General features: G+C 50.8%; 19 protein-coding genes. 5 read left to right on the forward strand and 14 right to left on the reverse strand.

The window, feature by feature from the left end; genetic code table 11:
• Window positions 1-14 precede the first annotated feature (14 nt).
• Entirely contained in the window at window positions 15-1,346 is a 1,332-nt protein-coding gene (locus GL2_RS18400) for a TolC family protein (RefSeq protein ID WP_143732197.1), read from the reverse strand.
• Window positions 1,347-1,415: 69 nt separating this feature from the next.
• Window positions 1,416-1,826 carry a hypothetical protein gene (locus GL2_RS18405; protein ID WP_143732198.1) on the reverse strand — a complete coding sequence of 137 codons (411 nt, stop codon included), beginning with the start codon at window positions 1,824-1,826 and terminating at the stop codon, window positions 1,416-1,418.
• Window positions 1,827-2,105: 279 nt separating this feature from the next.
• Between GL2_RS18405 and GL2_RS18410 the strand changes: the two genes are divergently transcribed.
• Both GL2_RS18410 and GL2_RS18415 read left to right on the forward strand, forming a co-directional pair.
• Window positions 2,106-3,038 (forward strand): DUF2092 domain-containing protein, encoded by a 933-nt coding sequence (locus tag GL2_RS18410; RefSeq protein WP_143732199.1) that lies wholly within the window; start codon window positions 2,106-2,108, stop codon window positions 3,036-3,038.
• The gene (locus GL2_RS18415) at window positions 3,035-3,553 is read left to right on the forward strand and encodes a hypothetical protein (protein WP_143732200.1); all 519 of its coding nucleotides are present in this window, start codon (window positions 3,035-3,037) and stop codon (window positions 3,551-3,553) included. The genes GL2_RS18410 and GL2_RS18415 overlap by 4 nt, the downstream gene beginning before the upstream one ends.
• A 33-nt stretch (window positions 3,554-3,586) precedes the next feature.
• Here GL2_RS18415 and GL2_RS22480 read toward each other — a convergent pair whose 3' ends face one another.
• Entirely contained in the window at window positions 3,587-3,781 is a 195-nt protein-coding gene (locus tag GL2_RS22480; RefSeq protein WP_143732201.1) for a zf-HC2 domain-containing protein, read from the reverse strand.
• Window positions 3,782-3,785: 4 nt separating this feature from the next.
• A complete protein-coding gene (locus tag GL2_RS18425; protein WP_143732202.1) occupies window positions 3,786-4,406 on the reverse strand; it encodes an RNA polymerase factor sigma-70 in 621 nt (206 codons plus the stop codon).
• Window positions 4,407-4,638: 232 nt separating this feature from the next.
• On the opposite strand from GL2_RS18425, the gene GL2_RS18430 reads away from it, so the two are divergent.
• Window positions 4,639-5,685 carry a methyltransferase domain-containing protein gene (locus GL2_RS18430; RefSeq protein ID WP_143732203.1) on the forward strand — a complete coding sequence of 349 codons (1,047 nt, stop codon included), beginning with the start codon at window positions 4,639-4,641 and terminating at the stop codon, window positions 5,683-5,685.
• An 83-nt stretch (window positions 5,686-5,768) separates the two neighbouring features.
• Here the strand turns inward: GL2_RS18430 and GL2_RS18435 are convergent, their stop codons facing one another.
• Both GL2_RS18435 and GL2_RS18440 read right to left on the reverse strand, forming a co-directional pair.
• Complete coding sequence (locus tag GL2_RS18435; protein ID WP_143732204.1) at window positions 5,769-6,758, reverse strand: hydrolase; 990 nt, start codon at window positions 6,756-6,758, stop codon at window positions 5,769-5,771.
• 294 nt (window positions 6,759-7,052) lie between these two features.
• Window positions 7,053-7,415 carry a hypothetical protein gene (locus GL2_RS18440; protein WP_143732205.1) on the reverse strand — a complete coding sequence of 121 codons (363 nt, stop codon included), beginning with the start codon at window positions 7,413-7,415 and terminating at the stop codon, window positions 7,053-7,055.
• 133 nt (window positions 7,416-7,548) lie between these two features.
• Between GL2_RS18440 and GL2_RS18445 the strand changes: the two genes are divergently transcribed.
• The gene (locus GL2_RS18445) at window positions 7,549-8,805 is read left to right on the forward strand and encodes an SLC13 family permease (RefSeq protein WP_143732206.1); all 1,257 of its coding nucleotides are present in this window, start codon (window positions 7,549-7,551) and stop codon (window positions 8,803-8,805) included.
• Between the two features lie 96 nt (window positions 8,806-8,901).
• Here GL2_RS18445 and GL2_RS18450 read toward each other — a convergent pair whose 3' ends face one another.
• The 4 genes from GL2_RS18450 to GL2_RS18465 all read right to left on the reverse strand — a co-directional run bounded on the left by GL2_RS18450 (window position 8,902) and on the right by GL2_RS18465 (window position 14,375).
• The gene (locus tag GL2_RS18450; RefSeq protein ID WP_143732207.1) at window positions 8,902-9,396 is read right to left on the reverse strand and encodes a DUF411 domain-containing protein; all 495 of its coding nucleotides are present in this window, start codon (window positions 9,394-9,396) and stop codon (window positions 8,902-8,904) included.
• Entirely contained in the window at window positions 9,380-10,348 is a 969-nt protein-coding gene (egtD, locus tag GL2_RS18455) for an L-histidine N(alpha)-methyltransferase (protein ID WP_143732208.1), read from the reverse strand. Before egtD ends, GL2_RS18450 begins: the two co-directional genes overlap by 17 nt.
• Before the next feature lie 2 nt (window positions 10,349-10,350).
• Window positions 10,351-11,655, reverse strand: a complete 1,305-nt coding sequence (egtB, locus tag GL2_RS18460; RefSeq protein WP_370452077.1) for an ergothioneine biosynthesis protein EgtB — start codon at window positions 11,653-11,655, stop codon at window positions 10,351-10,353.
• Between the two features lie 167 nt (window positions 11,656-11,822).
• Window positions 11,823-14,375 carry a TonB-dependent receptor gene (locus GL2_RS18465; RefSeq protein WP_143732209.1) on the reverse strand — a complete coding sequence of 851 codons (2,553 nt, stop codon included), beginning with the start codon at window positions 14,373-14,375 and terminating at the stop codon, window positions 11,823-11,825.
• A gap of 294 nt (window positions 14,376-14,669) precedes the next feature.
• Here GL2_RS18465 and GL2_RS18470 point away from each other — a divergent pair, with 294 nt between their 5' ends.
• Complete coding sequence (locus GL2_RS18470; protein ID WP_143732210.1) at window positions 14,670-17,027, forward strand: penicillin acylase family protein; 2,358 nt, start codon at window positions 14,670-14,672, stop codon at window positions 17,025-17,027.
• Window positions 17,028-17,076: 49 nt separating this feature from the next.
• Here GL2_RS18470 and GL2_RS18475 read toward each other — a convergent pair whose 3' ends face one another.
• From GL2_RS18475 to crcB, 4 genes are all read right to left on the reverse strand, one after another.
• Window positions 17,077-17,340, reverse strand: coding sequence for a hypothetical protein (locus tag GL2_RS18475; RefSeq protein WP_143732211.1), 264 nt, complete (start codon window positions 17,338-17,340; stop codon window positions 17,077-17,079).
• 88 nt (window positions 17,341-17,428) lie between these two features.
• Window positions 17,429-18,814, reverse strand: a complete 1,386-nt coding sequence (gene cysG, locus GL2_RS18480) for a siroheme synthase CysG (RefSeq protein ID WP_143732212.1) — start codon at window positions 18,812-18,814, stop codon at window positions 17,429-17,431.
• Between the two features lie 91 nt (window positions 18,815-18,905).
• Window positions 18,906-20,189 carry a serine--tRNA ligase gene (serS, locus tag GL2_RS18485; protein WP_143732213.1) on the reverse strand — a complete coding sequence of 428 codons (1,284 nt, stop codon included), beginning with the start codon at window positions 20,187-20,189 and terminating at the stop codon, window positions 18,906-18,908.
• A gap of 56 nt (window positions 20,190-20,245) precedes the next feature.
• Window positions 20,246-20,620 (reverse strand): fluoride efflux transporter CrcB, encoded by a 375-nt coding sequence (gene crcB / locus GL2_RS18490; RefSeq protein ID WP_143732214.1) that lies wholly within the window; start codon window positions 20,618-20,620, stop codon window positions 20,246-20,248.

The following is a 20,620-nucleotide window of genomic DNA, read 5'->3' on the forward strand; positions in this document are numbered from 1 at the left end:
ATCTCAATCCAAAATTATTTGCTGCTATCAACACCAATTGGCCCTAGGGGCCTGGCGGTCAACTGTTCAATCTCTGCGCCTAAAAGAAGTACGGATCGCGCTGCTTCGATTCGTGAGTGCTCTGCATCAAGTAACTCTTCCCGGGCAGCGATCAAGTCGACATAAGAACTCCGGCCGCTGCGGTATGCGCGACCAACTTCTTTTAATACCTGGCGAAGCTTGGGAATGATGGAGTCTTGCAGAGTAGAAACCGTACTGAGAGCCTGCTCACGACTGGTCACTGCAAGAAAGAGTTGTGGGTAGAGATGCAACAAGGCCGCTTCACGGCGCAGTATGACTTGGTCAAGCTCTGCCATCGCAGCGGTAATGGCTCCGCGATTGCGCTTTGAGGTAAAGAGTGGAACCTCAAACCCCGCCAGGAAAGTGTTTTCATCTACCGCCCTATTTTTTAGGTAGCCTGCATACCAGCCCACATCGGGCTTTGAGTGGGCCTGGGTAAGACGTAATTGCGATACCCGGAGACGCTCTTCAGAAGCAAAGCGGGCGATTGCCGGGTTTTCCCGCGCACGTGCATAAAGCTCCTCAAAACTGGCAGCGGGTTCAAAACGGTAGAGTTCACTGGAGTCCACCTGATAATCTCCGCCCGGCTGCCCCCACAGGACGGAAAGTGCATGCTTGTAGTAAATCAGCATGTTCTTATCTGTCTGTTCGGCGAGAATTGCCTTGGACAAAGCAGCTTCAGCATGCATCCGTTCTGACACCGGGCTCGCAGCAGCACTCACCCTCACACCGACAGCCCTTAGAGTTTCTTTCGCCAGAGAGACTTTCTCTTCAGCGAGCAGCACAACCTCTTGTGCAGCAAGAACTTGGACATAGCGACGAATTACCTCCGAGAATAGATCGAGGGCTTTGACCTGTTCATCGGCAATCAGCAAATCGCGCTGGGCATTAACCACATCTACCCGTGCCCTGCGCTTACCGCCCAGCTCAATCACGGAGGATAAAGTAATTGTCAGCTCAAGTTCGTTGTCAGCATCATCCTCGGGATCGGGTGCAACGTTCGCACCGCCGTCACCAAAGCGCTTGTACTGGGCCTCACCACCCAAATTCAAGGCGGGTTTTAACGCTGCCGTTTGCCCTTCGCCGTCTAATCCTCTCTTTTGTAATTGAAACACTGCGAACTCCGGATTCTGAGCGAGCGTCAGCCCAACCGCATCCGGTAGTGTCAGTAAGTCCCCCTCCTGCGCAAATACAGTTTGCACAGGTAAACACAGCAACGTCACCACCATCGGCCACAGGGCACGGCGACGAATCACACTCGCTATGAGTGTGCGATATAAATCCATGGATATCTCCCAAATCACATCTCGTTTGGCGCGCGCGGGCTATTAACTGCCCATTCGCAAAATAAAGAATCAGACTTGGGTTATAGGTGGGCGCAGTAGAGGAGAAAAGTAACCACTGGGCACAGCGGCGCTTGCTAGTTCACGATAGGTGATACTGCCCAGGAGAATAGGTTGAAATGCCTGCCCTAACAGTCCAGTAAGAGAACTGGCGTGACAATGGCAACAGTGATTGCAAAAGTCTAGAAGTGGAGCAGACTGACCAGGTTCACCCCCGGTTTGGGATACCTGAATATCTAGATCGATTGAGGGATTTTCCTGCTCATCAGGCGACGGATGCCCTGAGGGCCCCTCCTGATCCACATGGTGTAGTGGCAGGTGGCTGTTGACATCCTGAAGCTCTTCGTGACTGTCATAGAAAGCACCTGCAGTCTGGAAGACCAGCAGAGCGATCAATAAAAAAGACAGTCGAACAACATTCATGAAAACGACAAAACCAGAGAATCTTACGCTGGACTCTAGCAAACAAGTCCGATCAGCTCAAATAGGTTTACCTCAAGTTATTCATTTTTAACGACAAAATGCCTAGTTGGTCACTCATTTACGCCAGCCGCTATCGTTGACCCAGAAGTTTCCCCTTGGCGAGACCGCCTTCCATATGGGAGTTGTTTTCAATCTTCCATAGCTCACCTTTTCGCTTCGCTCAGTAAGTCCTCTACACTGATTTTAATGCCATGATTGTGACTTATGAGGTACCGTTAAATGCTTGCTCCGAAACATTTAGGTGGCCTGGCTCGTGCCCTAATCCTCACAGTGGTAGTCGTTGCAGTCCCCACCGCAATAGCCCAGACTTCAACCACTTCTCCAGCTGAAACCGCTGAAAGCCAGAGCCAACCAGCTGAACCTAATGGCTCGGTCCCCAAACCTTCTCCGCCACCAGGTCAGCCGCCAAGCCAACCACCTGGGGCAGAAACCCCTACAAGCCAAATGGAAAATGCTGAATCCGGTCAGCCAATTGATCCCAAAGCTATGGAAGCTTTGCAGCGTATGGGGAAATACCTGGCGGGCATGAAGACATTGATGTTCAACGCACAGATTTTTACCGAGGTTGTGCTGGATAACGAGCAGAAGCTTTTGATCGGCGGCAAGGTCATGTACATGGCAACGCCCCCCGACAAACTTCGGGTAGACCTGACCACCGATTCAATTACCCGCCAGTTCTTCCACAATGGCAACAAGTTCACCATGCTGGCTCCACGCAATGGCTACTTTGCCGAAATGGAGGCCTCCCAGCCCACAGCCGAGGTGCTCACCCAGGCTGCCAAGGATTACGGTATCGAGATACCATTTGCCGACATGCTCGAATGGGGTCGCAAGCCGGAAACCTGGGCCGGGATAAAGGAGGGGTTCCTGGTGAACTCACCGATGGTGAATGGCCAGCGTACACAGCATTGGGCTTTTCGCTCGGAAAACCTGGATTGGGAGATCTGGATCAAAGTGGGCGACCAGCCGCTGCCATTGCGCATCTCTACGGTAAACACCCGTGATCCTTCCAAGCCTCGCTTCCTTGCAACCCTGAAGTGGATGGAAGCCAAGCAAGGCTCAGCCGGTAAATTCAAGCCGTCTACTGAAAAGCTCAAGCAGATAAAATTCAAGAAAGCAGAGCCGAATAAGCAGGTAGGGGGTACCCAATGAACAGTACTACTCCCATAAGGCCCACTGTCCTGGTCGGGCCGACGCCCCTTCTATTGTTATCCGCTGTGTTGTTGATGTCTCTATTCAGCACCACAGTTGCAGCACGCGGTCATTTTGGCGGAGCCGGGGCCCACTTTAATGTTGGCGGGCATTTCAATGCCGTTCGGCCCATGCCCGGAGGTGGCTTTCACGGCGAATTCCGATCTGGAGAATTTGAGCGCAGATTCCCCAATCATCCTCCATTTCACCCTAATCGTCCCCTGCATCCGCATCATCCGCCCTACCCTCCACCCTGGAGGCCGCGCCACTGGCCCTACCCTGGCCCTACATACTGGGGGGTAACTGCGGTGGGAGTGGGGGGTTGGCTGTATACACTACCGCCGAGCTGTGTGAGGGTCTCTATCGGCAATGTGACATATGAGCACTGTGGAGCTTACTGGTATGAACCCCACTTCGTAGCAGGCCATATCGCCTACCGGCATGTGCCACCCCCGCGGCGAGTAAAAGTCAGATAACCTGCTAGCACCCCGCTGGTATACACGGCGGGGTTATTCTTCTGTTTTCTCTGGCCCACCCTCAGTATAAGACCTGCTGATACGGCGAAGCATTTGCATTTGCTTGCTGAAGTTCCTGCATGGTGCACACATTGCCAAATGCAGTTTTAGGCTGGCCTGCTCGCGCAAAAGCAGGTTGCGCTCCTGAGACTCTGACATCAGCCGTGTAGCTTCCCGGCACGATTTCATAAGCTCAGCCCTCCACACCAAACCAGTGGTCTTCCAGACACTCACGCAGACGCAAGCGCGCCCGGTGCAGGGTCACATTCAGGTTGCTCACCGAAACTTCTGCCGCAGCACATATCTCGTGGCTTTCCAGTTCTATGAATTCGCGCATCATAAAGAGCTGGGCCTGGCGGGAAGGCAAGTAATTGAGACAAGCCTCAAAAATTCGCCAGAAGTGCTTATCGTGGATTGCGGACTCAGGATCGGCCCATTTTTTGGGACGCTCATCCTTTTGCCAGTGACCTGTCTGATCGAACAATTCATCATGATCATGCTCCTCCCTGTCGCCATGTACGAGCTGGTCTGCATCCACGAAGCGCTGGCGCTGACGCAGGACATCGGCGATCTTGTTTTTCAAGATGGCAAAAACCCAGGTCTTGAGCGCAGAGCGGCCGGTGAAACTGCGGGAGTTCTTCAGCGCCCCCATCAGGGCCTCCTGCACGGCATCCTCAGCCAGCTGGGTATCTTGCAGTTGCAAACTGGCAAAACGGAGCATCTGCTGACGCAAATCCACAAGGAATTGTGAATTTTGCAGTGAGTCTTCGGCACTCGCTTCTGACGAGGTGCTCGGGACAAGGTAATCGCTCAATTACGTTCCCTCATAATATCAACGCGGAACTGGGGATATTAACTAAAAAACAGAGATTATCTAACAACCAGCTCGCACTGACATCAAAAGGCAACTTTAACCTTTTGCCAGGTACTAATACTTGGTCGTGAAAACCCTGCACTTGTTACAGACTGCAAGCACAGGTAAAAAGATCCCCGCAAAGGCGCGCTGGCGTCACTTGGGTAAATAACTCTGCGAAAGGTAAAAACCGATGCACGACATTGTACAGGACTACTACGGACATCAACTGAAAAGCTCATCGGACCTGAAAACCGATGCCTGCTGTGACGCCAGCGCCGTCCCTGAATGGTTGAAGCCACTTTTGGCCAATATTCACCCTGAAGTCCTGTCACGCTACTACGGCTGTGGCCTTGTGTGCCCTCCTTTACTTGAGGGCTGTCGGGTTCTGGATCTCGGCTGCGGTTCCGGCCGCGATGTCTATCTGCTATCTCAATTGGTAGGGCCGAGTGGCGAAGTGGTCGGGGTGGATATGACCGATGAGCAACTTCAGGTTGCTCAACAGCACCAGGGCTATCACACAGAAAAGTTTGGCTATGACAACGTTACCTTCCTGCACGGCTATATCGAACAGCTGGAAGACCTGAATCTGGAGCCCGGCAGTTTTGATGTCATAGTGTCGAACTGCGTGGTCAACCTTTCAACCGATAAAGGTGCAGTACTGCGCGGTCTGTATCGCCTGCTCAAGGAGGGGGGGGAATTTTACTTCTCTGATGTCTACGCAGACCGCCGTGTCCCCGACACCCTGCGAACCGATCCGGAATTGGTTGGCGAGTGTCTCGGCGGTGCACTTTATTGGAATGACTTTCTGGAGCTGGCTCAGAATAACGGATTCCGCGATAGCCGCCTGGTGGAAAGCCGCCCATTGGAGGTTACTAACCCCGCCCTCGCTGCACGCTGCGGCTCCGTACGCTTCTATTCCGCCACCTACCGTCTGTTCAAGCTGGCCCAACTGGAAAAGGACTGTGAGGATTATGGCCAGGCAGTGGTATATAAAGGCACCATTCCCGGCAATCCGCAGGAATTTGTCCTGGATGGGCACCATGTCATTGAGAAAGGACGGGTTTTTCCAGTATGTGGAAATACCTGGAGAATGCTGGCGGAGACCAGGCTGGCGGCCCACTTTGATTATGTCGGTGACTTCTCTCAGCACTTCGGCCTGTTCCCTGGCTGCGGCCGTGAAATGCCCTTCTCTGAGGGGGGAGAACAAAGTGGCGGTGCGGGCGAGCAGTGTTGCTAGGCACCCTTAGCCCCAAAGTCTGATCCGGCTGCCCCGCTTCTATACACCCCGCCACAGCAGAAATGAGCAGGGCGCCGGCATCTTTAACGGTAACGATTGCGCCCTAGGGCAGAGTCCAAAAAAGTAGGAATCTTCTGCTCTAACCAATAATAAGGGTTCCACACCGTGCCACCGACAAATCCCACATGTCCACCCCGCGCACTGATCTCAAGGCTGACCATTGCGCTGACCTCATTCTGCGCCGGGATAGCGGACGGACAGACAAAAGGGTCATCAATTGCATTGATAATCATTGTCGGTACACGGATTTCCTTGAGTAGTCCTTTGCTGGAAGCTCGAGTGTAGTAGTCATCGACATCACGAAAACCGTGTAAGGGCGCGGTAAATATATTGTCAAAGCGGCGGAAATTTACAAAGTAAGTAACATCATCCACATCGGGCATGGCGGCAGCGATACAGGGATCTTCCGCCTTTTGCTTCAGGGTGAGGCGCAGACAGCCAAGCAGGTGGCGCTGGTAAAGCTTGGACAAACCGGTATTGATCCTGCGGCTGCAGGCATGCAGGTCCATCGGTGAGGATACCGCTACCGCAGCAACTACCGGACTGCAGGAGCCGTCCTCTCCCAACATCTTCAACAGTACATTGCCTCCGAGGGAATAGCCGACAACCAGTATGGGCGTGGATGGTAGCTGCCCCCGCAATTGCTCTACCATCCATCGGGGATCTTCACTGTCGCCACTGTGATAGGCGCGCGGCAGGCGGTTGGGGATGCCTCCACAGCCGCGAAAATGCATCACAGCAACCTGAAAGTGCCGTTCAAGCAATGATTGCATCAGACCCTGTACATAGGGAGAGGCTACAGACCCCTCCAGGCCATGGAGGATCAGTACCAGCGGAAGATCAGGGTCATCCACCAGTGGGCGGGGATAATGCATCGCCAGGCAATCGCCATCGGGGGTTTCATACCAGCGGTAACTGGTGTTTATCCAGGGAGAGGGCCTGTGCAAGCGGCCAAATACGGTTTGAAGATGGCAGTTTCCAAGGCCTGTTGCGGGAATAAACTTTCCAGTCATACATCAAGTCCCACTGGCACAATGAATCCTCCCCTGCACTGCGTACAATCAGCGGTCATGCAGGCAAATCTGGCACCTGATAAACCCCAACGACAGGGTATTCTACTAACAAACAGGCCAAAGCAGTCGCCACAAATCAGGTCGCTTTTGGTATCCCAAAACTGGCACGACTGTATTCAGTATATAACCTGCATCGGTTGCATGAAGGAAGGTATTCCGCGACCGGATCAGCTTATCCAGGAGTCGCATGGCATAAAACCCAAGCAGCCACCAACCTTCCAGCACCCAACCTGCCTACGAATAGTTACTGGAGCGAGCCTCACAAGAAAGTTGCGGCGACAACAGCAGTCCCTGCCAACGACAGAAATGCCACACCGCAGTCAAAACACTGCGCATAATCGCCACAATAAAAAGAGCGGGTTGCCCGCCGATATAAAAAAGATGGCGCAAATCAAGTTTATACAGACGTCGACCAGGCAAATAATTTTGCGCCTCCAGGTACTGGCCTTCGCCGCACATTTGAAAAACATCATCCTCAACAATCCGCTTATAATACAGACCGAGGTAAAGGCTACAGCTTAAATAACAATGGAATTGAGTGAGGGCTACTGGCTTACCAGAGGCAGCATTGACAAAGTGAAAAGAAAAACGCTGCAAGCTTGTTTAAACTCATAATTCAGCCTTATTTTTGATCCTTTTTCACCTGTACTGTTATTTTAGCACTTGCAGTACTAGCAAGTATCGATTTCCAGCGTAGATGCTACAAGGGGCCAGGCCTAGGTCAGCATTCATGTCGATAAGCCTCGTTGTCTCAGCAATCATTTTTCTCTTGATTGCCGCACGTCAGTGGCTTCCCTCAGCGATACGTATCTGGCACATAATGACTCTAGGTGCGATCGTCCTGTTGCTAATGGGTCAAATCTCACTAATGGAAGCTTTCTTTGCTGTAGACTGGAATCTTATTTTCTATCTGTTCTCGGTTTTTTCCATCGCCTCCGCTTTATACAACGCTGGGATTTCCGTGCAGGCCAGTAATCTTATCCTGTCAGTTAAACATCCGAATCTGGTTCTGATGGCCTATGTCATGACTATGGCGATTTGTGCAGCGATACTTACCAATGATGCCGCTGCAGTGATCGGCGTCCCTATTGCAATGATGCTGGCACGAAAAATGAACTGGGGCTTGATTCCTTTACTTATCATCCTATGTGCCACGGTAACAATCGGTAGTATGGTTTCACCGGTAGGGAACCCACAAAACATACTGATTGCCAATGAAGGCGATTTCGAAAATATGTTCACCGTTTTCGCTCAATGGATATTTATTCCTGCGGCCATAACCTTGCTGGTATCCACGATATGGCTTAAACGCTTCCTTAAAACCAACGATATCGACAACTATGAGGTGACAAGAAAATATCAAGAGGAGTCAAAGGTTACACAAAAATGGCCTGCCCTGCTGTCTGCGGTGCTGTTGTTGATTCTTATTATTCTGGGCAGTGCCTTACATAATGTAGAAGGCATTTATCACCCTACCATAGGTCAGATAGGGCTGATTGCATGCCTGCCCATTTACTTTTTCGGTTATGAAAGACGCCACATCTTACGCGAAGTTGACTGGCCCACCCTGTTATTCTTTATCTCGATGTTTGTAGTTACAGGCTCCCTTTTAAAATCGGGATCACTGCAATTTTTTCTCAAGGAAAGTGGTATTGATTTAGACGAACCGGGAACCGTTGCCTTTGTAAGTTTTTTCGCAAGCCAACTATTTTCCAACGTTCCCGTGGTGGAGATATACCTGAAGCTATTACATCAACATGAAACACAAACACAAACACAAACACTGATGATGCTATCCGCCACTTCTACCAATGCCGGCAACTTGTTTATTATCAGTGCGGCAAGTAACGTCATTGTCCTGCAACAAGCAGAGAAATTTGGCATCACGCCATTTACTTTCTGGCAATTCTTCTACCTGATGTTTCCTGTAAGTATCGCCAGCGTGCTCATAAGTTACTTCTGGATTCTGTGGTACGCAGCAAAGTAAAATTGAATCTACGAGAAAACCGCACTTTGGAATTGAGACAGGAAAGAAAGAAATCAGGAAGGAATCAGTTTCAGGTGGAGAGGTTAATAGAATTAACTATACAGCATCCGGCTTCTCAATACGTGCATAGAGGCGGTAATCCCCATCGATCAACAGTAAATAGATGTTGTAAGGCTCAAATTTATCTTTTGCCTCCATACCCGGACTGCCTATCGGCATCCCAGGTACAATCAGGCCAATACCACCCTCAGGGGGCGAAGTCAAAAATTTTTGTATATATTGTGCTGGCACATGGCCTTCAAATACAAAACGACCTTGCCACACAGCCGTATGACACCCCTCCATTCCCCTGGGTATACCCCACTGCCGCTTTACTGACTGCATATCTACTTTAAAGATAGATGAGGCTTGCAACTTATTGTCTTGCAAATGCTTAATCCACTTTTTACAGCAAAAGCACAGGGGGTGCTTATAAACAATAAAATGGCTGGTATCGCCACTACTCTCTTCAGCAGTAGCGTTACCAATAAACAGGGCGCACAGGAGCGAGAATAAAAGGGTTCGCGCGTGAATATCAAATCGCCTGAGCATAGTGGATTGCATAAGAGTCAGCGCTATCTTTCCAGTGACAAATTGGCCTGAAACCTCCTCTGGCAAGCAACTGATTAAAATCACTAACTGAATACTTATGGCTGTTTTCCGTGTGGATAGTCTCTCCCTCAGAAAAATCAACACGTGTGTCAGCTATCGACACACTGTGTTTTTTCAAACTGACCAAATGCATTTCAACCCGCTTGCGCAGCTGATGATAGAAGGCGCGATGGGCAAACAGGGAAAGGTCAAAATCCGCCCCGAGCTCTGAATTGATACGGCTGAGAAGGTTTTTATTAAATTTTTCAGTAACATGCTCACTATCATGATAGGCTCGTTCAAGCCTCACCGAGTCCTTGACTAAATCGGTACCGATCAGCAGGCCATCCCCAGTCCCCAGATTGGCGGCAAACATTTCCAGCAACTCCTCGGCCTTTTCCGGCTCAAAGTTACCAATAGTTGAACCCGGAAAAAAAACAACCCGTTTACGCGAGGGAATCATGGATAACCTGTCCCAAACGCCCGGTTGAGTGAAATCCCCAACCTCACTCCAAACCTGCATTTCAGGCAGGTTTGCCTTGATCCTGCGTTCAGCATCGAGAAGTATCTCTGGAGAAATATCAATCGGGTAATAGCCTCGTGGAGACTCCAGTACAGCTAGTAACGCTTCCACTTTTTCACAATTACCTGCGCCTGGCTCGATCAATAGTGCATCGCGGCCAATTTCACTGGCAATATCCCTAAGATTGTTTGCGAATATGCTTGCTTCGGTACGGGTCAGATAATAATCGCCAACCTCACAGATATCCTCGAAAAGTCGGGAACCTACCTCGTCATATAAATATTTGCAGGGCAATGTTTTTCTTTTACCTCCCAATCCCTCCAGTACTTCCCTGAGAAACTCACTATCCTGTTGTTGCTTTTCTGGAACGGACGATAAGGCTGCTTTCACATTTAGTCTCCTGCTAAACGGACACCGGTAAATTGCCACGCTTGATGTGGGTAAAAGAAGTTTCGATAACTGATCCTGATATGATCCGACGGTGTAGCAAATGAACCACCGCGCAAAACTTTTTGATTACACATAAACTTTCCATTGTATTCGCCTACCGCATCCTCACGGGCCTTAAAGCCGTGATAAGGCAGATAAGCACTGGAAGTCCACTCCCATAAATCCCCCAGGAACTGGGTCTGCCCGCGCCTGGCTGGCAAAGGTTTGAGAAAGCGCTTTTCCAACAGGTTAGCTGTGGCCAGCTGGTCCAACTGGCGCAAATAACAGGCGGCGGCCTCCCACTCAAACTCTGTGGGTAAACGCTTGCCAGCCCAAGTGGCAAATGCATCGGCCTCATAGAATGACAAGTGATGAACTGGCTCAGCCTCATTTACGGGCTGTAAACCATGTAGGGTAAACTGCTGCCAACCACTCTCGGTATCTCTCCAATACAAAGGATGCCGTTGCGAATTCTGTTGAAGTAATGCCCACCCATCAGACAGCCACAATCTATGTTGCTGATAGCCACCATCTTCAATAAACGCCAGGTACTCACCATTGCTGACTAGGCGTGAAGCAATCGAAAAATCCTGTAAAAGCTGTTGATGAACAGGCCCCTCATTATCAAAGTAAAAGTCCTCCCCCTCACTGCCAATACCGTAGCAACCTCCGGGGATCTCCAGCCAGCGTAGTGGCTCGGCACCGGATAGCTCATCCTCAGGCACTCCATCGCTGTAGGCAGGCGCTCCGGGATTTAGTGACAGGGCATGTTTAATATCTGTGAGTAGAAGCTCCTGATGCTGCTGTTCATGATTGAGCCCCAAGGCGATTAAAGACCCCAGACTTGCTGAATAGGGATATTCACTCAGCAGCTTCTCAACCCCCGCATCTACAGCCATGCGATAGGCATAGACACGATCAATATCCGGGCGGGATATCAACCCCCGCTGGGACCGCATGAATGGTGTACCCAGGCTGTTGTAATAGGAGTTAAATAGATGATGGAAGTGGGGATCAAAGATCTGGTAACCAGGGAGGCGCAAAGAGAGTACAAAAGTCTCAAAGAACCAACTGGTATGAGCCAGGTGCCACTTGGTAGGGCTGGCATCCGGCATGGATTGCAGCTGCATATCCTCAGCAGACAAAGGCTCAGCAAGACGCTCTGTCTCCCCACGAACTCTTCGATATGCTGTGAGAACTTGTTGCTGTACTTCTTCTTGGGATACTTCACCCGCAAATATTGCCATATCGGTAATCAGCTGCGACACAATTCAGTTCTATTGAAATCATAATACGCAGTTTTAGGTGTATTCCTATCAGCTTGCAGGCCTACAGGAATAAACACACGCCAGTTTGTTTACAAAAGAAGAACTGCGCAAAAAAAAGGGCCGGTAAAACCGGCCCACACTCTCATCATACTAATCTAAATAATCAATTAGAATCGTGCAGTGAAATCAGCCCCATACATTCTCGGCATAAAGCGCCAAGCCGGGCTCGCGCCTATAGCTGAACCTGTGCCACCATATCCCCCAGCAATTTCCTCGTCGGTAATGTTCTGCACCCAAAGAGCTACCGAGTAATTATCCGAGGCACTATTCCAGGCAGCTCGCAGGTTAAGTAACTGGAAGTCTTCAACGATACGGGTTCTATCGGTAATTGAACCTATACGCTCATCTGTCCAGTTGTAATCACCGCGGAATTTAAATTCACCCCCACTAGCCATATCAACCGTGTACTCAGCCATTAAGTTGAACTTGCTCTCAGGCGTGGAAACCCTGGCCTGGCCCACCCTGGAATCTTCTTCGGTTTCACCAATAGCCTCGATAATCTGATAATCAGTGAACTCGGTATCCAGGTAGGAGTAATTACCGGCGACGAAGAAGTTATCCGTAGCTGCCCACTGCACTTCTATTTCAGCCCCCGTACCCTCTGCGTCAGCATTCCTCAGGTTGTAACTGGGGATAGGAGCGCCCACCAGATCCAGTTCCTGCAGGTTTTTGTATTCGTAGGAGTATACGGAAGCGTTTAAGCGCACGCGGTTGTCGAACAGACTGCTCTTGAGACCGACTTCCAAGTTTACGACATCTTCTTGGTCAAACGAGGCATCAACACCCGGCCCAAAATTAAGACTGTTGAATCCTCCGGCTTTAAAGCCATCCGCAAGGGACACATAGGTCATCATCTCCTCTGTCCAGCGATAATCGAGCACTATGCGACCGGAAATATCGCTCCAGCTGTCACTGAGCTTGGAGTCGAGCATAGGTTGACCATTATTGAAGAAGGCAATACCAAATAACTGGTAGCCAAGGTCAATCGCAGGCAGATCTATAGCACCAAGATAATTACCGTCCTCATCATGGAGATCAACACTTCCACCCGACAGCGCCAATGGGATTCCATTTGCATAGGCAGTTTCAATAGTGAAATCTTTTTGGTCGTAGGTGTAGCGGGCACCCACTGTCAGGTCCATTTTATCTGTGATACTCCAGGTCATATCGCCATATATGGCACTGGAGCGATAATCGCCTGTATTGCGCACACTCTCATTCCACGGCGTATCAGAAGCAATCCAGGGATTAAACGCAGCCATCATTTGCCCAACAACTTGCTGGGAATTCAACATGCTTCCCGAGATATAATTCGGCGCACCGAGGGCAAGTAGAAGATCATCCACCTGTCCGGTTTGCAGCATTAAATCGTAGACAAAAGTGGCGCTGGCCACACCTTCCTGGCCTGCTTGTTGCAGAAGCTGGCGGGTAATTACAGCCAGATCCTCCTGTTCGGTTTGGCTCAGGTCCGGATTGGCAGCCTTAACGCCTTCGTAGACAGCAAAGGATTCCACAGACCCGGTGGTAAAGTAGGCATAGGTTGTATGATCCACTTCTTCTTGGGAGTAGGAAGCTCCCAAAGTCCACTTGATATTATCAGTGGCGCCATTCAGCCTGAATTCCTGGGAAAACTGACTCTGGTCATCGGTATTGGCCGAACCAAACATATGGTCCGGGTTTGCGGTGCCATCTTCATCCTGCTGCAGATGCGCATCGAATTCTCGATAAGCAGTGATCGAGGTGAAAGTAAAATTATCAAAATCACTGGTTACCGTTAGAGAAGTACCAAATGAATCCCTGTCTTCGATTGTGGGAGTATCCAGGGCGAAATCACCAAATACATCAGTTTCACCTTGCAAGCTGGGCACTATAGTCGTGCGCAGGGCACTGCCCTGATCCATCACACCGTAATCAGCGCGCCATAGCACTTCAGTATCCTGGGACGGTTCCCACAATACTGATGCTCGATAAGTCTGGGTATCCTGATCACCTACATTGAAGCCACCAGCCAGGTTATCGGCAAAGGGGTCGCGGCGATTGGTTGACGCAGAGAAACGACCATAGAGGTTGTCTGCAAACTGGCGGTTTACCAGTAAATCCGATGACTGGCGCCCGTAATTACCCGCTGTGAGATTTAACTCCATGGAGTTATCAGCTTGCGGTTTAGTTGTAATGATGTGAATTGCGCCACCAGTTGCATTGCGTCCAAACAATGTACCCTGGGGGCCTTTGAGCACCTCAACCCTTTCGATATCAGTCAGGGGGATTTCTGCACCTGCAGAGCGCCCTGTATAGACTCCATCGACATAGACAGCGACAGCGGGATCTGATCCCACGGTCCAATCATTAGTCTGGATACCGCGAATGCTATACATCGGCTGAAGCGCAGTATCGTTATGCATTTCCACACCTGGCGTATATTTACCCAGGTCCGTCAGATTTTTGACACCTGACTCTTTTATATTTTCTCCAGTAAAAGCGGAAATCGCGATAGGAACTTCCTGTAGATTTTCCGCCCGTTTCTGTGCAGTAACTACCACCTCTTCGATTTCAGCGGCCTGCACATTACTGCTGACAGCAGTAATGAAGGCAATGGCCCCGGAGAGGATAGAAAGATTAAATTGACGGGTTTTTGCGGTTCTACCAACATCGTGCATCATCGCGTCCTCGCGTTTATTGTTATACAGCGTGATGTTCTTCGTTTATTATTTTTGTTATTCCACGCCATCTTACGATCGCATTTTCGGATTTAAAACCCCGACATGACCTTTTTCTGGTGACTGGTCAGTTTTGTGAAAAATTGCATGAAAAGACAGGTTAATCCTTGAGGTAGTGCACAAGGTAGCGTCACGAAAAGTTACTTAAGTGTGTTTTGCAGTAACCCAGCAGTTGTAAATAGTGTTTTTACCCGATGTGGTAAACATCCAATAAAATAATTTCTTTCAGGAAGAGCTATGGCGCGCCCGTCTTATTTAAAAAGCAGAATTGTCCGCTTACTACTTGTTTTCGCAGCCCTTTCTACCCTGGCTGTAATTTCAATATGGGCCTGGTGGCGCTTGAGCCTGCCTATATTAAATGGCGAAATCAATACGGGATTCCTGAAGGAACCAGTCTCAATCCAGCGCGATGCCCAGGGAGTGGTCATGATCCTCTCCAAAGACCGAAACAGCTCCGCCTTTGCACTTGGTTTTTTGCATGCGCAGGAGCGCTTTTTCCAGATGGACCTGTTGCGACGCCGTTCTGCGGGTGAACTCTCCGAACTATTGGGCCAGGCCGTATTGAAAAACGACAAAAAGGTACGAAGGCACCAATTCCGCAAACGGGCGGAACGAAATATCGCTGCCATGCCCCAAGGGCAACGGCAACTTCTCGACCATTATGTACAAGGAGTCAACTTTGGCTTGGCCCAGCTGGGGGCGAAACCCTGGGAATATGTACTGCTGGGCCAGGAACCTCAACCCTGGAATGCAGCTGACAGCCTGTTGACCACTTATAGCATGTACCTGACGTTACAAAGCGAAGAGGGAAATTTTGAAAGGCGCGATACCGCCCTGGCCGAATTATTACCAGAAGATCTTTACTCATTCTTTTTTCCGGCTGGCGGCCTTTGGGATGCTCCTCTTATCGGCACGAGTGCAGCTGAGGTTCAAATTCCCGAAACTCCCATATCCACCCTGCTGAACTCGCCTGACCCCATTGTTTACCAGGAGATGGAAAGCGACGACAAAGTGTACGGCAGTAATAACTGGGTGGTTGGTGGAGCATTGACCGAACATGGTGGCGCTATCGTGGCCAATGATATGCACCTGAGACTGAACGTTCCCAATATCTGGTTTCGCGCCGGCTGGAATATCCCCGGCACCAACAGGAAAATACGGGGGGTTACCCTACCCGGCGGTCCAATCATTGTTGCGGGTAGTAATGGCGCAGTAGCCTGGGGATTTACCAACACCGGTGGGGACTGGGGCGATCTTATTCCCCTCGAATTGAATGAGAACGGTAGTAAATACCGGACCCCGGATGGCTGGCGGGATTTCACTATTGAAAAAGAAACCATCACCGTTAATGGCGCTGAAGATGAAACTATTGAGATCCGCAAAACAATTTGGGGGCCGGTCATCGGCCGCAATCATCGCGGAATTCCATTAGCCTATCGCTGGATTGCACACGACATTCCCGGCGGCAATATGAACTTGCTGCGTATTGAGGCCGCTACTACAGCAAACCAGGCCCTGGACCTTGGACCAGAAATTGGTATCCCCCACCAAAACTTTGTCGTCGGCGACCTGGACGGCAATATCGGCTGGACTGTCGCTGGAGCGATCCCCCGACGTATTGGCTTTGATGGTAGCCGATCAGTCAGCTGGGCCGATGGGGAGGCCTACTGGGATGGATATCTTTCTGCCGAAGAGCAACCGCGTATTTACAACCCGCCTTCACACCGCATCTGGACCGCCAACGCCCGCACCACAAGCGGTAACTGGTTGACTTTGATGGGGGATCACGGCTATGCCCTCGGCGCCCGTCAACAACAGATTCGCGACGGCCTGCTCTCCCGTGAGCACTTCGATGAACAAGCCCTGCTGGACATCCAGCTTGATGACCGCGCCGTTTTTCTGCAACGCTGGCAACAACACCTGGTCGAACTGTTGCAGGACCAGGAAGGTTACCGCGAAGTTTATCGACAAGTTCAGGATTGGGGCGCACACGCCAGTACCGACTCTGTAGGCTATCGGATCGTACGCAATTATCGACTGAAATTTATGGAGCTGAGTACAGCTCCAATCCTGACCTACATGCGCAGGTACAACTCGGGTTTTTCCTTTGGCCAACTGAAACGACAGTTCGAATATCCTATGTGGGCGTTGACACAAAAGGAACCGCAGCAATTACTGAATCCGGATTTTGAATCATGGACAGCGCTTAAGCTCACGGCATTGGATCAGGTTCTGGACAAAATGGCATCGACTGGGAAACCTTTGCAACAACAAACCTGGGGTATTCAAAACACAGCTGCAATTCACCACCCACTTGCCAAAGCAGTTCCTGCAATAAACTGGTTTACCGCAATGCCCAGTGACCCACTGGATGGGGATACCCATATGCCGCGCTTTCAGTCGCCTACCCACGGTGCGTCTGAACGAATGGTGATTTCACCGGGGCGGGAAGCTGAAGGTATTTTTCATATGGCAACCGGGCAAAGCGCCCACCCTCTCTCCCCATTTTTTGACCGCGGTCACCGCGACTGGGTGAAGGGTAATCCTTCCCCCATGATCGAGAGGGAAACCCGCTACCAACTCACTCTGCACTAACACAGCGGAAGACTACTCAATTGCCTGAGCGCCTCTTTTCTCAGGGGTATCAGGCAGTTTCATCGAGAATGGCAAATGATAGGAAGGTAGTGAAAAAGCCGAGCCCGAGCATCAAGGGCAACAATGGAAAGCACAGCATCACCACTAACACGGCGATCCACAACCATCTTACCAGGCCTTTCTTTTGTCGATATTGATAGCTGTAACGGCGAGCGTGAAAAAAATCACGGTCAAAAAGTGGAAACTCCCGCTGTTGCGGAAGAAAAAAACGCACAAAATTAGTGCAATAGAAGCGAAGGATCGCCAACAGCATACTTCATACCCTACCGAGAAACTCACCTCAGTATAGGTTCTGTGCCAAACCCGGCTATAAGCCCGTTCTCTCTATTCTCCAGGCACTTTTAATCCGGCTGATACCAATTCAGTTTTTCATGCAGGCTGACAACCCCACCGATAATGGTCAAGGTTGGCGCGCGTACAGCCTTTGCCTCCGCTAGCTCTGGCAAGGTAGTAAGATCTCCCACAGTCACCCTTTGGGCCCGTGTGGTCCCCTTTTCAATCAGTGCCGCCGGTGTATCAGCCGGGAGTCCATGGCGGGCAAGTTCTGTACAAATTGTCTGAAGCCCGGTCAGGCCCATATAGAAAACCAGTGTTTGACCTGGTGACGCGAGGTCCTGCCATGGCAAGTCGAGATTCCCCTCTTTCAGGTGCCCGGTTATAAAGCGCACCGATTGAGCGTGATCGCGGTGTGTCAGAGGAATGCCCGCATAGCTGGCGCAACCTGCTGCCGCAGTAATTCCCGGTACCACCTGAAACGGTATACCCGCCTCAGCCAATTTATCAATCTCCTCGCCACCGCGACCAAAGATAAAGGGGTCTCCGCCCTTTAAGCGCAGCACCTTTTTGCCCTCACGGGCCAGGTCCACTAGCAACTGGTTGATGTCGCCTTGAGGTACCGAGTGGAATGCTTTTTTCTTGCCGACATAAATCCGCTCAGCATCTCGCCGTACCAGCTCCAGAACCTCCGGAGAAACCAGTCGGTCATAAAGTACAGTATCCGCCTGTTGCATCAGGCGCAGTGCGCGAAATGTCAGCAGGTCGGGATCACCGGGTCCGCCACCCACCAGGTAAACCTCACCAACCGGGTTGGGGCTCTCCTGCCAGTCTTGCAGGGCACTAAGCAGTTCTCTTTCTGCGTCTGCAAGCTTCCCTGCCTCCATCCGGCTGGCAACAGGTCCGGCAAATACCCACTCCCAAAAATTCTTGCGGCGGGCTTCCGGTAAGGCTTCTTTTACCTTGTCGCGCATCCGGGCAGCCAAATCCACTAGTGATGCCACACCCGGTGAAAGCAATGCTTCAAGCTGGGCACGAATTCTCCGTGCTAATACTGGTGCAGCGCCACCACTGCTAATACCAATAGAGAGGTCCCCCCGCTCCACAATTGCCGGGAAAGTAAAAGTGCACAATTCCGGCGCATCTACCACATTGACTGGTAAGCGCTGTGCTTGTGCATCAGCAGACACCTGTGCGTTGACTTTCGCACTATCGGATGCCGCTACCACCAACTCTGCCTGCTGCAGATATTCCACAGAATAGCCTGCCTCAAACCACTTCCCTTTTGAACCGGCAACCAGCTGTTGGAGTTCATCGGTAATTTCCGGGGAAACCACTAACAGGCGTGCACCTGCTTTGTTGAGCAAGCGGGCCTTGCGAGTAGCTATGGAGCCCCCACCAACAATCAGGCAAGAGCGGCTTTTGATATCAAATGCGAGAGGTAAATAGCGCAACTTCTTATTCCGTCAAATAGCAGGCAATGTGAAACTGACTTCCGACAACAAAAAAGGGCGAACACAATGCCCGCCCTTCAAATAGCTGCGCTTAGGAAGCTGTGATCACTTCCCGGCCGCGCATATAGGGGCGCAATACTTCAGGAACATCAATACTGCCATCCTCGCGCTGGTAATTCTCCAGAACTGCGATCAGGGTGCGGCCTACTGCAAGGCCGGAACCATTGAGGGTGTGCACCAGTTCCGGCTTGCCGGTTTCCGGGTTGCGCCAGCGTGCCTTCATCCGGCGGGCCTGGAAATCACCTACCAGGGAGCAGGAAGAAATCTCGCGATACTTATCCTGGGAAGGAATCCAGACTTCGATATCGTAAGTCTTGCGTGCGGCAAAGCCTATATCGCCACCACACAGTACCACAGTGCGATACGGCAGGTTCAGCTTTTGCAGAATAGCCTCGGCATTGCCGGTAAGAGTCTCCAGGGCCTCTTCAGACTGATCCGGGCGTGTTATCCAGACCAATTCCACTTTTTCAAACTGGTGTTGGCGAATCATTCCGCGGGTATCGCGACCATGGGAACCGGCCTCAGAGCGGAAGCAGGTTGTATGCGCAACCAGTTTGTGCGGCAGGGTTCCGCCCTCCTCGACAATATGATCACGGTACATATTGGTCAGCGGCACTTCGGCAGTTGGGATCAGGTAGAAACCTCGCTCATCTTTAAGCTTGAACAGGTCCTCCTCAAATTTAGGTAACTGGGAGGTACCGAAAAGAGAATCACTGTTAACAATAACCGGCACGTTGGTTTCATTGTAACCATGCTCTTCAATATGGGTATCCAGCATAAACTGAGCCAGGGCACGGTGCAGGCGAGCCACTTCTCCGCTCATTACAGCAAAGCGCGAGCCTGTCAGCTTTACAGCCATTTCAAAGTCGAGGCCACCCAACTGGGAACCCAGGTCCACATGGTCCTTGACTTCAAAATCGAATGCGCGGGGCTGCCCCCAGCGGCGAACCTCAACATTATCGTCTTCGCTCTCGCCTTTGGGTACAGACGCATCCAGCAAGTTGGGAATTGCTGAAAGGATTGCATCGAGCTCTTCCTGCAATTCAGTCAGTGCATGCTTGGCATTTTGCAACTCACCGCCGAGGGATTCCACCTCTTTGAGCAGTGGCGCAATATCTTCACCATTGGCCTTGGCACGACCAATATTTTTCGATTTGCTATTGCGCTCGTTTTGCAAACTCTCAGTGCGTACCTGCAATTCTTTGCGGCGCTCCTCGAGGGCTTCCAGTTTGGCAGTATCCAGTTCCACACCGCGCTTTTTCAGGGCCGCGGCCACCTGGTCCATATCCGTGCGAATCAGTTTGGGATCGAGCATCGTTTCCAGTTCGCCTGTAATCAGGCTCCTACAACAAAATATTGAATAAACTTGGGTTAAAAATACCGTGCCGCTAAAGCGACAGCGGCCCCAGTGGCTAACAGGCAACTCACTAAGCTGCCGACAATATAGCCAATTGCCACCAATGGCTGGCCATTGTGCCACAGTATCAGGCTTTCTAGGGAGAAAGTGGAAAAGGTGGTGAGGGCACCAAACAACCCTGTCATCAGCAGGAGACGCCACTCCTCTCCCAGCATCGCGCGGTGGATGATCAATATATAAGCAATGCCGATCAAAAATGAACCGGTTATATTGACCACCAAGGTACCAAGGGGAAATTTGCCGTTAAAAACCGGGGAGCACCAAATTGTGATCAGATGACGAAGGATTGCCCCAAGTGCACCTCCAACGGCAATAGCGAGCCACTGCAT

It is taken from the genome of Microbulbifer sp. GL-2 (genome assembly GCF_007183175.1).
Lineage (GTDB): Bacteria > Pseudomonadota > Gammaproteobacteria > Pseudomonadales > Cellvibrionaceae > Microbulbifer.